The organism is Flavobacterium sp. 245, from assembly GCF_004362055.1.
In the GTDB taxonomy this organism is placed as follows: Bacteria; Bacteroidota; Bacteroidia; order Flavobacteriales; family Flavobacteriaceae; genus Flavobacterium.
The window spans coordinates 225,345-241,110 of the sequence record NZ_SNXB01000008.1; the positions used below are offsets into that span (position 1 = coordinate 225,345).

Consider the following 15,766-nt stretch of genomic DNA (forward strand, 5'->3'; position numbering starts at 1 on the left):
AAAGCTGAAATGAAGAATTTTGTATTTATAATATTGGTTTTGTTTCTTTCTGTAAGCTGTAAAAAAGAGCTTGTAAAAGAGCCAAAAGGACTTATCGAAAGAGGAAAAATGATTGATATTATGTATGATCTTTCTATTTTGGAAGCAATGAAATATCAAAATCCGCTGTCTTTAGATTCGGTTGAATCAGATCCGAAGAAGTTTATCTATAAAAAATATAAAGTAGACAGCCTTCAATTTGCACAAAGCAACATTTATTATGCATCCGATTATGAAAAGTATAAAGAAATGTTTGATGAATTGGGCAAAAGATTGGCGGTGCAGCAGAGAGCTACAGATTCACTGGTTAAGATAGATGATAAAAAGGCGGCAAAAGCTGCTAAAAAGAAAGCAAGCGAAAAACCAAAAGATTCTATAAAAAGTCCGTCGAGTCCAGCAAACACTAATGTGAGAAGCAGAGAAAAACTTTTAGACCAATAATTAAAGTTTTGAAATATTTATAATGTACTCATGTACATCTGAAAAAACCGTTCCTAGAGCGGTTTTTATTTTTTCATTAGAATAGAGATCTTTTGAATATGAAGATTTTGCAGTTGCTTTAGTCAAGCGTCTTTTTTGAAAGAATAGCGTTGAAAAAACGCCATCAGCCATCCAAAGAAAGTTCATTAAAAACGGTTTTGCATGAATGCTTGGTTTTTTTACTTTTAAGACTGTTGCGATGGTGTCGAGAATGTCTTTAAAAACTACATTTTCTGCAATTAAAGTAAAGCGTTCATTTTTGATATCGCTTTTTATTAACTCAAATGCAATTTTTACAACATCATTAACGGTAACGAAACCTGTACTTCCTAAAGTATAAAACGGAAGACCGTTGGCCACTTTTACATATAATTCGGCGCTTCCTTGTTGTGCATTTTTTGTTTTCGGGATAGGTCCCAGAATCACACCTGGATTTATGATTACAATATCCAAGCCTTCCTGAACCGCACGCCAGACTTCCATTTCGGCGCCATATTTAGAAATGGCGTAATCACTGTGTGGTTTTTCAGGATTCCAGTCTGTTTCTTCGGTAATAATGTTTTCGTGCGGCGCTAAATCTCCTAGTGCAGCAATGGAACTTACAAAACAGAATTTTTTTATTTCGCGCGCGATTGAAAAATTGACCATATTGGCTGTTCCTTCAATATTGGTTTTTCGGAGCGCATCTTCATCCTTTGGATCAAATGAAATTAATGCTGCACAGTGATAAACGTATTCAATATTGTTGAAAGCAATTTCGAGTGAAGGAACATCTAAAATATCGGCCTCAAGCCATTCTATTTTATGAAATAAATCGCCTTTTTGATAAAGTTCAAAAACCGATTTTGTTTTTTGAATATTGCTTTGAATGCGGTAAATTGCCCGAACATTTTCTCCATTTTCAATTAAATGAAGCAATAAATGCGAGCCTACTAAACCTGTTCCTCCAGTTACTAATACCATTTTGTAAATATAAGTTTTTTGGTTTAAAGGTGCAAAGAGGCAAAGATTCAAAGTTGCCGAGGTTTTTTGATTTTGTTTGAAACCTGAACAGAATAAAAAAAGCTGCCAGATTATTGTTTTAAATATTCTGACAGCATTTTTTGATATAATAAAATTGTTTAGAAAACGGTATATGATACTAGTAAATCTAAATTGCTGAAATTTGTAGAATAAGGCATATAGTTGTTTAATAAATTTTTGGATGTATTGTATCTGATTTCGGTACTGATTTTGTTTTTAAAATTGTAACCAAGACCTAAGGCAAAGTTACCTTGAGCTTTTCCATCTAGATTTATATGTTGAGATTCATAAGTAAATTTTCCACCAAGAGTCGCGACATAAGCTACATTTACAAATATTTTTGATTTTTGATTTAAAAAGAAATAGTGGCGCACGCCTATAGGAAGGTTAAATCCTGAATATTTTACCTTAGACGGGTGTTCAACATGTTGGCTGTTATTTATGCTGTACAGCACACCATATTCTTGGCTGTCTTCATATTTTTGATAAAATAATCCCAAAAATACGCTCCATTTATTTTTGTTGAAAGGAAAAATATATTCTCCTTCCAGACCTGCGGTTGGCTGGATTTTGTTATCGTATTTAGCATTTTGGAATCCAGCACTTTCTGCTCCGTCTACTGTTAGAGAAGTCAAACTTGCACCAGCAGATACTTTTAAATGAAAAACGCCTTTGTTTTTATTATTTGTTGTTTTTTCAATTGTCGCTGCATCAGCGTTGTTGTACTTTAAAAAATATTTAATCAATGGTTCTGTTTTGTATGTCAGCCTTTTGATTTCATTTTCGCTGGTATTTTCATTCATTACATTATTAAATAACTGTTGCTTGAAATAATTATTTTCTTCTGTCGTTCTGGCTCCAGTTTTATCATCTACTGAAAGATATTCTTTAAAAACTAGCTGTTCTGTTGGGACGCTCGTAGTTTCATAAAAGAATCTTGTCATATCTTTAGTGAGATAATAGTATAATGTTGCATTTCCTTGTACCAATAGTTTTAAAAACACAGTTTCTTCTTTCCATTCAGGATTTTTTGTAGTTGAGATGTTTTCTAATCGATTGTCTGACATGTCAATTTTTACGGTTGCTCTTTTGAATGTTGCGCCGTTTTCAACGCCAAATTCTTTTGCAGTTGCAATAGTCTCTGTTTTAATATCATTGTCATCTGCAGAAATTTTATACTTGAAGTCGACAGGGTTGTTATACCAGTCAATATTTTTTATGAAACATGCTGTTTTTGTTCCATTATTTGAAATGAAATAGCCTTTTTCAAAAGAAATTTGGGCGTTAATTGAAGAGAAGTAAAGAAATAATGTTAAGAGTAAGAGTTTTTTCATGTTAATGATTTTGGTTTCCGAAAGTATTAAAAATAGATTGTACTTTTTTACGGGTTTCCTCATTTTTAGTTTTTTTGAAGTTGAAAGTTTTTATAGGTTCAAGTTTTCTTTGCTTTTATTGTATTTGATTTAGTATTGCTTTTTGATATTGCCATTGTCATTGATTATATTTGCGCAAAATATTTTAAAAATGAAGAATCTAGTTGAAGAATTAAAGTGGCGCGGTTTGTACCATGATAGCATGCCAGGAACGGAAGAACAATTGCTAAAAGAGGTGACATCGGCTTATATTGGTTTTGATCCAACGGCAGATTCACTGCATATTGGCAGTATGGTTCAGATTATTTTATTGGTTCATTTAAAGAATTTTGGTCATCAGCCAATTGCTCTTGTGGGCGGCGCAACCGGAATGATTGGTGATCCTTCTGGAAAATCTGACGAAAGAAATCTGTTGAATGAAGAAACTTTAGCTAAAAATGTTGCCGGAATCAAAAGTGTTCTGTCTCGTTTCTTAGACTTTAATTCAAAAGAAGCAAATTCTCCAATTATGGTAAACAACTATGACTGGATGAAAGAGTTTTCGTTTATTGATTTTGCACGTGAAGTTGGAAAACGAATCACGGTAAATTATATGATGGCGAAAGACTCTGTTAAGAAAAGATTGAGTGGAGAAGGTGAAGGAATGTCTTTTACTGAATTCACTTATCAATTAATTCAGGGATACGATTTTTATCATTTATATAAAAATAACAATTGCCTTTTGCAAATGGGAGGTTCTGACCAGTGGGGAAATATTACTACAGGTACAGAATTAGTTCGCAGAATGGGTGGAGAAAATGCAAAAGCTTTTGCTTTGACTACGCCATTGATCACAAAAGCGGACGGATCTAAATTTGGAAAATCTGAAGGTGGAAATGTTTGGCTGGATGCTGATAAAACTTCTGTTTACAAATTTTACCAGTTTTGGGTAAATGCTACAGATGTTGATGCTGAAAAATATATCAAAATCTTTACTTTTTTAGACAAAGAAACAATTGACGGCTTAATTGCAGAACACCAAGCAGCGCCACATTTAAGAATTCTTCAAAAGAAATTAGCTGAAGAAATTACTGTTTTTGTTCACAGTAAAGAAGAATTAGAAAAAGCAATCCAAGCTTCTAATATTTTATTTGGAAACTCAACTTCTGAAGATTTGAAACAATTAGACGAAGCGACTTTTTTAGAGGTTTTTGACGGCGTTCCACAAGCTGAAATCGCAAAAGCAGATTTAGAAAATGGATTGGATATCATTTCTGTTTTAAACGAAAAAACGGGTTTCTTTAAATCAAACGGAGAAGCGAGAAGAGCTTTAACGGCAAATTCAATTTCTGTAAATAGAGAAAAAATTAAAGATGATTTTGTTTTGACAGCGAATGATTTGATCAACAATCAGTTCGTTTTAGTTCAAAGCGGAAGAAGAAATTATTATATGATCAGAATTGTTTAACTGTTTAGTCGGTTAATTGTTTAATCGAGTTTGAAGCCGATTAAACGATGTCGACAAATCAACGATTAAACAATACTATAGCAAAACGTCCCAATAGCTCTAAAGAGTTGTTGGGATTTTTTTTATTTTGAATGATAATGAAATCGAATGTTTTTTTTAGTAAGTTTATTCCCTAACTAAGACAAAAAACTATGCTTGGAATTTTATTTATTTATTGGATTTGGAAAGCCTTTGCAGATTTGGCCGAAGATAATGGCAAGAACAAATGGCTCTATTTTTTTATTGGGATTGTGTCTTATTATGGAGGAACAATTATATCTGGATTTATTTTAGGAATTGTCTTGGCTATTCTTGGTGATGTGAGTGCTGTAGAAGAAGATTCTATGAATCCAGGCTGGAATTTGCTTTTTGTGCTTTGTGGCGGTTTAGCTTGCTATGGAATTTACAAGCTTTTAGAATATAGAGGTGAAAAAGAAAGAGAATTGCTTAAAGAAGACAGCATAGATAACATCGGAATAAACAATGAGAATCAAGGCGATTTATAATTTATTTTTTTGGTTAAGCGAAAAACAAATCAACGATTAGACATTATAAAACCATCAGGTTACATCCACGGATATCAGAATTATCAAAACGTCCCAATACCTCGAAAGAGTTGTTGGGATATTTTTTGCCTAAATCTTGGGTTGCGATAAAAGAGCAAGAATTTATATTGGCTAAATCAATAACATTGATCCCTCCAGTTTTTCCATCACTTACGTAAGTAAGTGCATCTTCGGGATCGCGCACTAAAATGTTCATCCATGACGGACATTCAAAAACACCATCTCCAAGTGAATAGGCTTGCGCCAAAAGTTCTGTCATTCCATATTCTGAATGAATTGACGTAACGCCAAAACCTTTACAAAGTAATTCGTGTAGTTCTTCACGAATCATTTCTTTTCGTTTTCCTTTCATGCCTCCAGTTTCCATTATAATGGTGTTTTGAAGCTGAAATTGGTGTTTTTCAATCAAATCTAATAAGGCATAAGTAACACCAATTAAAATTACATTTTGACCAGATTCATCAAGTTCAGTAAGTTTCTTAATTAAGTCGTCATGATTGTGTAAATAAAACCCGCTTTCAGGCTGATTTGAGAGCTTTATCAAATCTTCGACCATATAAATTAACGAAGAGCCGTCACGCTCTAAATAAGACGGCAAAAGGGCTAAAACAACGTAATCTTCGATATTGCCATAAAATTGCGAAAATCCTTGACGGTAGCTTTCTTCGTAAAGCGAAACATCAGTAACTAAATGTCGGCTAGTAATCATTCCGGTTGTACCGCTGCTGGTAAAAGTAACCTGAGGGAAATCAGTATTAGAGACAACTTCGTGAGATTTGAAAAATTGAATAGGTAAAAAAGGTATTTGCGTCAGTGACTTTACCTGTTGTGGGTTTACTTTCAGAAAATCACAGAAATCACGATACACTTTATTGTTTTCGTGTTGAAAACGAAACACTTTTAATGCTATTTTTTCAAATTGTTTCTGACTCGAAATGGTAAATATATCGCTGGCTGTGATCAAAACTTTTTTTTGCAAAGATATTTATTTTTTAGTGTTCAGAGTGCAGTTTTCAGTCACAGTTTTCAGTTGCGTTTCTCATTTGCAGTTTTCAGCAAAGTATGTAAACTGAAAACTGACACTGTGACTAAAAACTAAAAAAAAGCTCCCAAGAAGGAGCTTTTTTCTATATTTATCTGATGATCAGTTTTCGTGTTGCTGATGCATTTTCTTCACTTATTTTAATGATATAAACGCCGGGAACTAAATCTGAAACGCTTAGTTCTTTTGTGGTTATATGCGTTTGGAGTACTTTTTTTCCTAGAAGATCGAAAATGATAATTTCCTTCTCTAAATCATTTTTAGATGAGATGTATACTTTTCCGTTAGTCACAGGGTTAGGGTACAAGCTTAAACCCTCGATAGAGGTTGACTCTTGAGTTTTTGGTAATTGTTTACTGTCTTGTGCTGAGACACTTACAGTAAAGAAAAAAGCCAATAAGAATGTAATATAAAAGTAGTTTTTTGCCATCGCATTTATTTGATACGTAAATATACAAAAAAAATTACAAAAATTACGCCAAAAAAAAACATCCTAATTATTTAGGATGTTTTTAACATTTTATATTGATAGAAAAATTATAGTTTTTCTAAAAGGTTTAAACCATCAACAGTAGCCCATGCACCACCAGTTAAAGCAGCTCCTGTAGCAGTAGTGCTAGTTGTCCAGTTAGCTGCAGGTACAAAACTACCAGCAGTTACTGTGAATGAAGCAGGAACTCCAGAAATGAAAGTAAGAGGAGTGTTAGTGATTTTCACATTGTTTAATTTGATTTTTCCTCCAGCAACTTGGTGATCATATGTAGCTTTGTCTAAGATCTGAATTGCACCACCATTGTAAGCAGTTGGAGTAGTTTGGCTAGCATAACCATCAATTATGATGTTGCTGTAATCACCATTTCCTTCTTTTTTGAATTGGATAGCATCTAATTGAATTTCGCTTTGTGCTTCTGTAGTTGTACCAGCAGCTCTTCTAAGAGTAATGTTAGTAACTTTTGGCCAGAATGCATTGTCAACACTTTTAGATTCTACTTCAAGACCGTAGTTAGCAACACCTGTTTGGTATGCATACCAGTTTGTATTTTCTTGACCTCTCCATCCATCTTGCCAGTCAAAAGAATCATCGCTATTAGCGTAAGAGATCGAGTTAGTTAAACTTGCTGTTCCTCCGTAAAATTCAAAACCGTCATCATTACCTTTGTAAGCAACTAAGTGATCTAATACAGTTCCTGTTCCAACAGAGTAGAATGAGAATCCGTTATTTTCTTTACTGTTAGTTGTAATTACTTGTCCAGCGTACTCAACTCTTACATATTTTAATGAACCTCCATTATGAGCTGCATTTGAACCTCCGTAAGTTAAGTTTAAACCATCTTCTGAAACTGCTGTTTGTGGAGCAGGTGCAGTTGCTGAGTTTACGATTGGAGCATCTCCATACATGATGATACCAGCCCATGAACCTCCTACTTTTGATTTTTCAGTAAAAACGATTGGAGAATCTGCTGTACCGTTAGCAATTAATTTTCCTCCGTTTAATATAATAAGACCATTTTCTCCTGTAGATTTATCACAAGTAATTTTACAACCAGGCTCGAAAGTAACAGTTACACCACTGCTAACTTTGATCATTCCTTTTAAGGTATAGTTACCGTAAGCATAAGTTGTATTTGCTGTGATATTCGAAGATATTTCTCCTGTTACTGGTTGTTTTACCGGCGTGTCATCATCACTACTAGAACATCCTGTAAAGATACTTCCTAAAACTGCTAAGCAGAATACTAATTTTTTCATAAGTTTTGTGTTTGTTTTATTTATTTCAATCTTGAGCAAAGTTAATCTGAGTCTCCTTTAATCTATTTAAGGGAATGTTATCAAATTATTACTCGTTATTTAAGCTTGTGTTTTGTAATTGTTAAGTGCTTCTTAAAATGTATAAGATACATTCATAGAGAAACCAACTCCTTTTTTGTATTCTCTTACTGTTAAATCGCTTTCTGTTATTGGAATTCTGCTTTTATCACCCATTTCTATTTTATAAGCTGGGTTTAATAGGTTGTCTACAGAAAGTTTAACATCAAATTTGTCTGAAATTTTGTTTTGCCAGATAAAATCAAGTTTGCCAAATGGCATTTCATAATAGTTATCTAATCCATTTGTACCTACAGCATAGATTCGTTTGCTATAAACGTTGTAAACCATAGTCATCGAGCTTTTCCATTTTTCACTAAACTCAGAATCGTATCGAAGATCAGCATTTAAGATCCAAGGAGAAGCTCCTTGTAGTTTTCTTGTTGGATTGCTGTCAACTGCTATAGTTTCAGGATTGTTAACTCCATTTTCAAAAACTTTTTCAATAGTTACTTTTGTATCCATTAATGCTGCATTAGCACCAAATGAGAAATTAGATAATGATTTTGAAATTCTCTCTAATTGGAATAAGAATTCGAATTCAGCACCATACAATACCGCTTTGTTAGAATTACCGTATGTTATAATTTGTCCGCCGCTTCCTGCTGAGTTTGTAAATAATCTTTCGATAGGGTTATCGATCATTTTAGTAAAAATTGTAGCAGAAACTAATTCTTTATTAGTTGGGAACAATTCGTATTTCAAATCAAAGTTGTAATTTGAACTATTAGTCAAGAATTCGTTACCTCTTTCTATTGTACCATCAGGATTTACAAACTCAAGAGGATAAGATTCCATAATTACAGGTCTTGTAATTGTTTTTGACGCTGCAAATCTTAAGTTTGATTTCTCGTTGATAATATATTTTGTGTTTATAGACGGTAAAATATCTGTTTTATCAGTAGTTATTTTTTGATATGGATCTTCAAAACTTCCTGTTGACTTGTATTTTGTTTGTCTATGAGTCTGTTCAGCTCTTGCGCCTACATTTAATTCATATTTATCAGAAAATTTTAAAGCTAAATCTACGTATCCAGCATTAATAAACTCTTCTAACATTGCTTTGTAAGTTGAGTTAGTTCCTTCTCTATAAGTGAAATTGTTGTTTAAAATTTCGTTCTTTAAAGTAGCATCAGGAGTATTAGTTGGGAAAGTAGCACTATTTGAGTTTAGATTTTGTGATACCAAGAATCTAAATTCAGATCCCATTTTGTTCATATAACCACTGTATCCTGCTGTAAACTTGTTAGATTTGCTTAGATCTTCATTTCCAAATTTCCAGTTGTATTCTAATAAACCTGAGATGTGTTCATCACCTTTAAAATCAAGATATTGTCTGGTTATACTATTACCAGTATAGGATATTGAAGTTGTGTTTTCATCCATTTTGATACCCTTGAAAGATTTTCTATCAGGAAGTTCGTATTGTGTTGTCGAGTATGAAACACCTCCTTTTACAGTATGTCTTTCATCCTCAGTTAATTTATAATTACCAAACAATTGTGTGTTAAATAAGGTAGACTCTGACAACTGATTCATTCTAATAAAACCATTTGTTTGAGCGGCATTAGAATTTGTATAACCCACCTGATCTTGGATCATATTTTCAGTCGATTTTAGATAAATCGTATTTGATGTAAGAGAAAGTCTGTTTGTTTTATAAGTTAGACTTGCTAACACAGATGAGTTTGTGATAAATTTATACTGAGTTGTAACTAAATCATTGTCATAGTTTCCTTGTGCAGTATTGAAAATTCTATCAGCTCCGCTTCTAATTTGATATTTATTATCGTAGTTAAGTGATAACAGATATTGAAATACATTTTGTTTTTTTCCTACGTTGAATTTTTCTGAATGCGTAATTCCAAAACTTGTATTCAAAGGCGCTTTGTCACTTTTAACGTCAAATCCTGAGCCAAATCCGTTTGCAGCTTGATCAGCAGTTAATGTTTGGTTACTAGGAGTTTTAGTCAATGCAGATGGTAAATCTCTTTCGTTACCTGAAAATCCGAAAAAATCAGCTGTTGAAGTTGCGTCTTGAGAAATAAGGAATTTTTTTAAGTTATTGTTGATCGTATAACCTGCTCCAAAATTAATTTTTGTTTGACTTTTTCCAGTTGCTGCTGTTACGATATTAAAAGTAGCTCCAGCAAAATCACCGTATAAATTAGTGTTGAAAGTTTTGTATGTTTCTAAAACACTTACAATATCAGTTGGGAAAATATCTAAAGGAATGATTTTTTTAAATGGATTGTTTGATGGAACAGCCAAGTCGTTAAGCAGAAGACTGTTGTAACGATCCTCTAAACCTCTTACGAATAAACCTCTTCCGTCTACTTTGGTAATTCCCGTAATTTTAGTTAGACCTTCCTCGACATCGCTGACACCTTTTCTAGACATTTCCTGTGCACCAATACTTTGTTTGATTACAACAGCATTTTTTTGATCTAATAATAAGGCAGTTTCTTTTTCTTTGCTTGCTGTCGATTTTACAACAACATCTTTAAGCGTATAGCTTCCTGATGAAAGTACTTGGTTAACAGTGATTGTTTCGCCTGCTTTTACAGTTACTGGTTTTTCTACAGATTCATATCCTACGAAACTAAAAATAATAGTATAAGTTCCCGGATTTACACTTAACGAATATTTTCCGTCAATGTCAGTGTTGGCACTAATGTTTGTTCCTTTTATTAAAACATTTGCAAAAGGAAGTACTTCATTATTAGTTTCTTTGTCGGTTAATACACCAGAAATCGTACCTTTGTTTTGCGCGATCGAAATCGAACAGATAAATAATGTGATTAATAGAAATTTTAAATTGAATTTCATTTCAGTGTTGTGTTTAATTTATTTTTGTGCAAAGAAAGAACCGCATTGTAAAGTTCATGTTAGGGACTTGTTATGTTTTTGTGTTGTCAAGATTATCAAATTGTTACCAAATTAAATTACCGTTAACCGCAATTTTTAACGGTTGTTTTATTACTATATTTACGCTGTGAAATAAAAAACATCGAATATATATTAAAGAGAATTTGATGTAAAAATCTCAATTTTTGCTATTTATGAAAAAAACACAAACCAAGATTTTATTAGTTGACGATGAACCAGATATCTTAGAAATCGTTGGCTATAACCTTGCTCAAGAAGGCTATCAAATTGTTACAGCTTCTAATGGAAAAGAAGCTATAGCAAAGGCTCAAAAAGAATTGCCTGAATTAATCATTATGGATGTAATGATGGCCGAAATGGACGGGATGGAAGCTTGTGAACACATCAGAAAAATTCCAGAATTAAATAATGTTATCATAACATTCTTAACCGCAAGAAGCGAGGACTATTCGCAAGTAGCTGGTTTTGATGCAGGTGCTGATGACTATATTACCAAACCAATAAAACCAAAATTATTGGTAAGCAAAGTAAAGGCTTTGTTAAGGAGGTTAAAAGAACAAGAAGTCGTTACAGATACTTTAAATGTTGGTGGAATCGAGATCAACCGTGAAGAATACAAAATCATAAAAGGAAACGTTGAAATCGCTTTGCCAAGAAAAGAATTCGAATTGTTTTACTTATTGGCTTCTAAACCAGGAAAAGTTTTTAAAAGAGATGAAATCCTTGATAAAGTCTGGGGAAATGAAGTTGTAGTTGGCGGAAGAACAATTGATGTTCACATTAGAAAACTTAGAGAAAAAATAGGCGAAGACCTTTTTAAAACCATAAAAGGTGTTGGTTATAAATTTGAAGTTTAGTTTTTAAGATACTAAGTTGCTAAGATACTAAGGTTCTAAGTGATTTTTAGATTTAAAACTTATTCAAATTCTTTAATGTATTAAATAAAAAAAACCATATAAGAAGTTAAAGATCGTCGGAGCTTTAATTTCTTATATGGTTTTTGAGTTAGCTTTGTTTGGAGTTGAATGTAACTTTGAAAAAAATGCGTTAACTCAAATAGAAAACGAAATTTACCTTAATTCTTAATGGTTAAATAATATCAATGAAAATCAATTTTAAAAAAACATACAAATTTGCGATTAAGTCGGCGTTGTATATCAGTCTGTTTTCAACAGGATTTGTACTGATGCTGATGTCTTTATTTTATAAAAACCAATTAAATCACCAAATTGCTTTTGGAATCGTTTTCTTAATTTCAATTTATATTTTCTCTTTTTTGGTACTTCAATACCGCGTTGAAAGATTCATTTACAGAAGGGTAAAAAAGATTTATGATGAGGTTTCGCTTTTAGAATCGACACCACTTATCAATCAGCCAATAACAACTGATATGGAAACGCTTTCACGCGAGGTGAAAAAGTTTGCTACAGATAAAAAGCTTGAAATTGAAATGCTCGAAATTCGTGAACAATATAGAAGAGAGTTTCTTGGGAATGTTTCACACGAACTTAAAACGCCTTTGTTTACCGTTCAAGGTTATGTTTCGACTTTGTTAGATGGTGCAATGGACGACAAAAATATTCGAAAAAAGTATTTAAAACGTGCCGAAAAAGGTGTGGAACGTTTGATTTATATCGTCGAAGATCTAGATATGATTACCAAATTAGAATCTGGTGATTTAGACCTAAATATGACTGATTTTGATATTGTTGAATTGATTCAGAATGTTTTTGATCTTTTGGAAATGAAAGCCGATAAAAAGAAAATCAAATTGGCTTTTGAAAGTAAAAATGTGCAGTCAGTTATCATTCGCGGTGATCAGGACAGAATTCAGCAAGTTCTGGAAAATCTGATTGTGAATTCTATTAAATACGGAAAAGAAGGTGGCTTGACTGAAGTTGGAGTTGTAAATCTTACCAAGAAAAAAGTCTTAATCCGAATCAGTGATAATGGGGAAGGTGTTGAAAAACAGAATATTTCAAGACTTTTTGAACGTTTTTACCGAGTTGACAAAAGCGGAACGCGTTCTGAAGGAGGTTCTGGTTTAGGATTAGCCATTGTAAAACATATTATTGAGGCTCATAAAGAGAAAGTTTATGTAGAAAGTGAATTCGGAATTGGTTCAGAATTCTCTTTTACACTCGAAAAAGCCAATAAAGGAATAAAAGCTGAGGTTAAATAATTGTAAGTTAGGTTTTGCTAAAAGCCGTAAAACAAGACTTTTAACAATAAATCAACATTAAGCCTCACGGCATAACATTAAATTTTTATTATAGTAACATCTGGTTAATGATTTGTTAACATAGGTGCGTCATCTTTGCATCCTGAAACTAAGGGTAAAAGAAAAATGATAAAAAAAATAGTTCTTGTGATGACAATGTTGCTTACAATTGCGATAAATGCACAAGATGTAAATCAGCAGAATGTAAATAAACAAGAAGTAAAAAACGAAGTACTTCGTATTTTAGATTCTATCAATAAAGCAAAACTTCCAGACACTAAATCTGGAGGAGGTATCGAAGAGCATTGGTATGACAAAATCTCTTTAAGAGGTTACGCCCAAATAAGGTACAATGGTTTGTTTTCGACAAACGATAAAGTTGCCTGCGACCAATGTGACAGATCTTGGGGTACAACTTCAACTGCTCCTGACGCAAAAGCCAACAACGGACTCTTTATTCGTCGTGCTCGTTTAGTCTTTTCAGGACAAGTTCATCCAAATGTGTTTTTCTATTTCCAACCTGATTTTGCTAGTTCACCAGTAACTGGAATCCAAAATTTCGTCCAAATTCGTGATTTATATTTTGATCTTTCTTTTGATAAGAAAAGGGAATACCGTGTACGTGTAGGACAAAGTAAAATTCCATATGGTTTCATAAACATGCAGTCTAGTTCGCAACGTTTGACATTAGATCGTGCCGATGCTATAAACAGTTCAATAGCAAATGAACGTGATTTAGGACTAATTTTTTATTGGGCGCCAGCCGAAATCAGAAAGCGTTTTGAAATGCTAGTAAAAGATGGTTATAAAGGTTCAGGCGATTTTGGTGTGTTTGCATTTGGAGTTTATAATGGACAAATTGCTAATAAAATTGATGCCAACAGAGATTTGAATGTAGTAGCCAGAGTATCTTATCCTTTTGTAATTGGTAGCCAGATTATTGAACCGGGAATTCAGGCTTATGATGGAAAGTGGGCTTTTACAGATGAAATTTCTACTGGCGTTATTGTTAATGATCCTAAATATGTGAAGGACGAAAGAATAGGTGCAACTTTTGTTTTGTACCCAAAACCTTTCGGAATCCAAACCGAATATAATATTGGTAAAGGACCTCGTTATAACACTACAACAAAAACAGTTGATGTATCTAGTTTGAATGGAGGTTATGTTTTACTAAATTATAAATGGGATATCAAAAAACAGCATATTTATCCTTACGCCCAATTTCAATATTATGACGGAGGAAAAAAATATGAAAAAGATGCTAGAAGTTACGTCGTGAGAGATTACCAATTTGGTATCGAATGGCAGCCAATCAAAGCATTTGAATTAACTGCAGAATATGTTATCGCCGACAGAACTTTTGAAGACAGCGCCCGCCCGATTAATAGACAAGAAGGTAATTTGCTACGATTACAGGCGCAGTTTAACTTCTAATATTATTCTTCAAAAACTGAAAATAATTTATCCCAGTCAATATCATTTTTAAATTGGGACAATCCTTTAAACGACTTTACTTTTGAAAGATCTTCAATGGTAAAGTCGTTTTGCATTGCATACGGTACCAAATTTTCTTCCTGAAGTTTTATCGCTAAATACTCCTGTTCATATTGCCCCGGAGTTGGAATAAAAAAGGCTTTTTTGCCCAATTTTGCCAAATCCATAACGGTCGTATATCCAGAACGGCAAAGAACAAATTCACTTTCGTTAAAAGTTTGTTCAAGCTGTTTTGAATTCATAAAATTATAATAGGTAACATTTCCAGCTTGCCATTTGCTTTGTACTTTCTCTACAATACCTTGTATAAAAACAACTTTTCCCTTAAAATTAGCCGCTTCTTTTTGAAGTTTTTCGTCCAAATACGTTCGTTGCGGTTCAGGGCCAGACAAAATAATCATTAAATCATATTGTTTTGGCGTTTCTTTTTGACGCATTCTGCTCAAAGGCCCAATATATTTTAAGTTAAGTTCATTGGTTTTTAAATGACCTAATTCGCCTGTAAGATTCGTTTCTCCATTTGTATCAGGAACCCAGCATTCTGTATATTTTTTAATGAAATATTGATGACATTTACTGGTAAACCAAGTTGTGTTTCCTGTCATAACATTCAATTGATGCGTCATAAAAACAGACGGAATTTTTCTGCTGAAAACACCTAAACGATTGTCAGAAATGATGCCGTCAATGCCGTGTTTTTTAATCCAGCTGTTCACGATTTTTTTCTCGTCTAGAATGGCTGTGATCATTTTAGGAAGATTCTTAATCAGTTTCCATTTAAAATTTTTGCCATTTTTAGCATATTCAATATGGTAAGAAGGCAGTTCTAAAGTTTGTATATACGGAAATTCTTTTCGCAATAAAGCAAGCGCAACACCATCAGAAGCAATAATCGGAATAAAATTATTCTCTTGAAGCGCTTTGATAATTGGGATACATCTAGTGGCATGGCCTAATCCCCAGTTTAATGGAGCAACTAAAATTGTTTTGTTCGCAGAATAGTCAATGCTCATAGTTTAACGCTTTTTGAAAACGAAGATAAAGAAATATGTTTTTGATGATATTTCGGACATATTACTAAATTATTAACTGAATATTTTTTTTGAGATGCTGAGGTTCTAAGTTGCTAAAGATTCTAAGCTTTTCGTTCTCTGCAAATAAAAAAGCCGAACGTAAGTTCGGCTTTTAATCTCAGTATCTCAGTATCTCAGTATCTCAGTATCTCAGTATCTCAGTATCTCAGTATCTCAGTATCTCAGTATCTCAGTATCTCAGTATCTCAGT

13 protein-coding genes are annotated in these 15,766 nt (G+C 33.1%); 6 read left to right on the plus strand and 7 right to left on the minus strand.

The window, feature by feature from the left end:
* The first annotated feature begins 9 nt into the window (after positions 1–9).
* Entirely contained in the window at positions 10–480 is a 471-nt protein-coding gene (locus EV145_RS16220) for a DUF4296 domain-containing protein (protein WP_133526244.1), read from the plus strand.
* Here the strand turns inward: EV145_RS16220 and EV145_RS16225 are convergent, their stop codons facing one another.
* Both EV145_RS16225 and EV145_RS16230 read right to left on the minus strand, forming a co-directional pair.
* On the minus strand, positions 481–1,482 hold the full coding sequence (locus EV145_RS16225) for an NAD-dependent epimerase/dehydratase family protein (protein WP_133526245.1): 1,002 nt from the start codon (positions 1,480–1,482) through the stop codon (positions 481–483).
* 158 nt (positions 1,483–1,640) lie between these two features.
* Positions 1,641–2,876 (minus strand): hypothetical protein, encoded by a 1,236-nt coding sequence (locus EV145_RS16230; protein WP_133526246.1) that lies wholly within the window; start codon positions 2,874–2,876, stop codon positions 1,641–1,643.
* A gap of 190 nt (positions 2,877–3,066) precedes the next feature.
* On the opposite strand from EV145_RS16230, the gene tyrS reads away from it, so the two are divergent.
* Both tyrS and EV145_RS16240 read left to right on the plus strand, forming a co-directional pair.
* A complete protein-coding gene (gene tyrS / locus EV145_RS16235; protein WP_133526247.1) occupies positions 3,067–4,362 on the plus strand; it encodes a tyrosine--tRNA ligase in 1,296 nt (431 codons plus the stop codon).
* 191 nt (positions 4,363–4,553) lie between these two features.
* Positions 4,554–4,907: a hypothetical protein gene (locus tag EV145_RS16240; protein ID WP_133526248.1), complete on the plus strand. Its 354-nt coding sequence runs from the start codon at positions 4,554–4,556 to the stop codon at positions 4,905–4,907.
* A 43-nt stretch (positions 4,908–4,950) separates the two neighbouring features.
* On the opposite strand, the gene EV145_RS16245 is transcribed toward EV145_RS16240, so the two are convergent.
* The 4 genes from EV145_RS16245 to EV145_RS16260 form a co-directional block, all read right to left on the minus strand.
* Positions 4,951–5,931, minus strand: coding sequence for an acyl transferase (locus tag EV145_RS16245; RefSeq protein ID WP_166638473.1), 981 nt, complete (start codon positions 5,929–5,931; stop codon positions 4,951–4,953).
* A 169-nt stretch (positions 5,932–6,100) separates the two neighbouring features.
* Positions 6,101–6,439, minus strand: a complete 339-nt coding sequence (locus EV145_RS16250) for a T9SS type A sorting domain-containing protein (protein ID WP_133526250.1) — start codon at positions 6,437–6,439, stop codon at positions 6,101–6,103.
* Between the two features lie 107 nt (positions 6,440–6,546).
* Positions 6,547–7,758, minus strand: coding sequence for a hypothetical protein (locus EV145_RS16255; RefSeq protein ID WP_133526251.1), 1,212 nt, complete (start codon positions 7,756–7,758; stop codon positions 6,547–6,549).
* 132 nt (positions 7,759–7,890) lie between these two features.
* Positions 7,891–10,704 (minus strand): TonB-dependent receptor, encoded by a 2,814-nt coding sequence (locus EV145_RS16260; protein WP_133526252.1) that lies wholly within the window; start codon positions 10,702–10,704, stop codon positions 7,891–7,893.
* 233 nt (positions 10,705–10,937) lie between these two features.
* On the opposite strand from EV145_RS16260, the gene EV145_RS16265 reads away from it, so the two are divergent.
* The 3 genes from EV145_RS16265 (at position 10,938) to EV145_RS16275 (ending at position 14,422) form a co-directional block, all read left to right on the plus strand.
* Positions 10,938–11,621, plus strand: a complete 684-nt coding sequence (locus EV145_RS16265; protein ID WP_133526253.1) for a response regulator transcription factor — start codon at positions 10,938–10,940, stop codon at positions 11,619–11,621.
* 245 nt (positions 11,622–11,866) lie between these two features.
* Positions 11,867–12,946: a sensor histidine kinase gene (locus EV145_RS16270; protein ID WP_133526254.1), complete on the plus strand. Its 1,080-nt coding sequence runs from the start codon at positions 11,867–11,869 to the stop codon at positions 12,944–12,946.
* 165 nt (positions 12,947–13,111) lie between these two features.
* Positions 13,112–14,422 (plus strand): porin, encoded by a 1,311-nt coding sequence (locus EV145_RS16275; protein ID WP_133526255.1) that lies wholly within the window; start codon positions 13,112–13,114, stop codon positions 14,420–14,422.
* Positions 14,423–14,424: 2 nt separating this feature from the next.
* On the opposite strand, the gene EV145_RS16280 is transcribed toward EV145_RS16275, so the two are convergent.
* Complete coding sequence (locus EV145_RS16280; protein WP_133526256.1) at positions 14,425–15,495, minus strand: glycosyltransferase; 1,071 nt, start codon at positions 15,493–15,495, stop codon at positions 14,425–14,427.
* Positions 15,496–15,766 lie beyond the last annotated feature (271 nt).

Bases quoted from the DNA above. Each gene is read 5' to 3' on its own strand.
- EV145_RS16220 (WP_133526244.1), top strand. From the start codon at position 10: ATGAAGAATTTTGTATTTATAATATTGGTTTTGTTTCTTTCTGTAAGC.
- EV145_RS16225 (WP_133526245.1), bottom strand. From the start codon at position 1,482: ATGGTATTAGTAACTGGAGGAACAGGTTTAGTAGGCTCGCATTTATTG.
- EV145_RS16230 (WP_133526246.1), bottom strand. From the start codon at position 2,876: ATGAAAAAACTCTTACTCTTAACATTATTTCTTTACTTCTCTTCAATT.
- tyrS (WP_133526247.1), top strand. From the start codon at position 3,067: ATGAAGAATCTAGTTGAAGAATTAAAGTGGCGCGGTTTGTACCATGAT.
- EV145_RS16240 (WP_133526248.1), top strand. From the start codon at position 4,554: ATGCTTGGAATTTTATTTATTTATTGGATTTGGAAAGCCTTTGCAGAT.
- EV145_RS16250 (WP_133526250.1), bottom strand. From the start codon at position 6,439: ATGGCAAAAAACTACTTTTATATTACATTCTTATTGGCTTTTTTCTTT.
- EV145_RS16255 (WP_133526251.1), bottom strand. From the start codon at position 7,758: ATGAAAAAATTAGTATTCTGCTTAGCAGTTTTAGGAAGTATCTTTACA.
- EV145_RS16260 (WP_133526252.1), bottom strand. From the start codon at position 10,704: ATGAAATTCAATTTAAAATTTCTATTAATCACATTATTTATCTGTTCG.
- EV145_RS16265 (WP_133526253.1), top strand. From the start codon at position 10,938: ATGAAAAAAACACAAACCAAGATTTTATTAGTTGACGATGAACCAGAT.
- EV145_RS16270 (WP_133526254.1), top strand. From the start codon at position 11,867: ATGAAAATCAATTTTAAAAAAACATACAAATTTGCGATTAAGTCGGCG.
- EV145_RS16275 (WP_133526255.1), top strand. From the start codon at position 13,112: ATGATAAAAAAAATAGTTCTTGTGATGACAATGTTGCTTACAATTGCG.
- EV145_RS16280 (WP_133526256.1), bottom strand. From the start codon at position 15,495: ATGAGCATTGACTATTCTGCGAACAAAACAATTTTAGTTGCTCCATTA.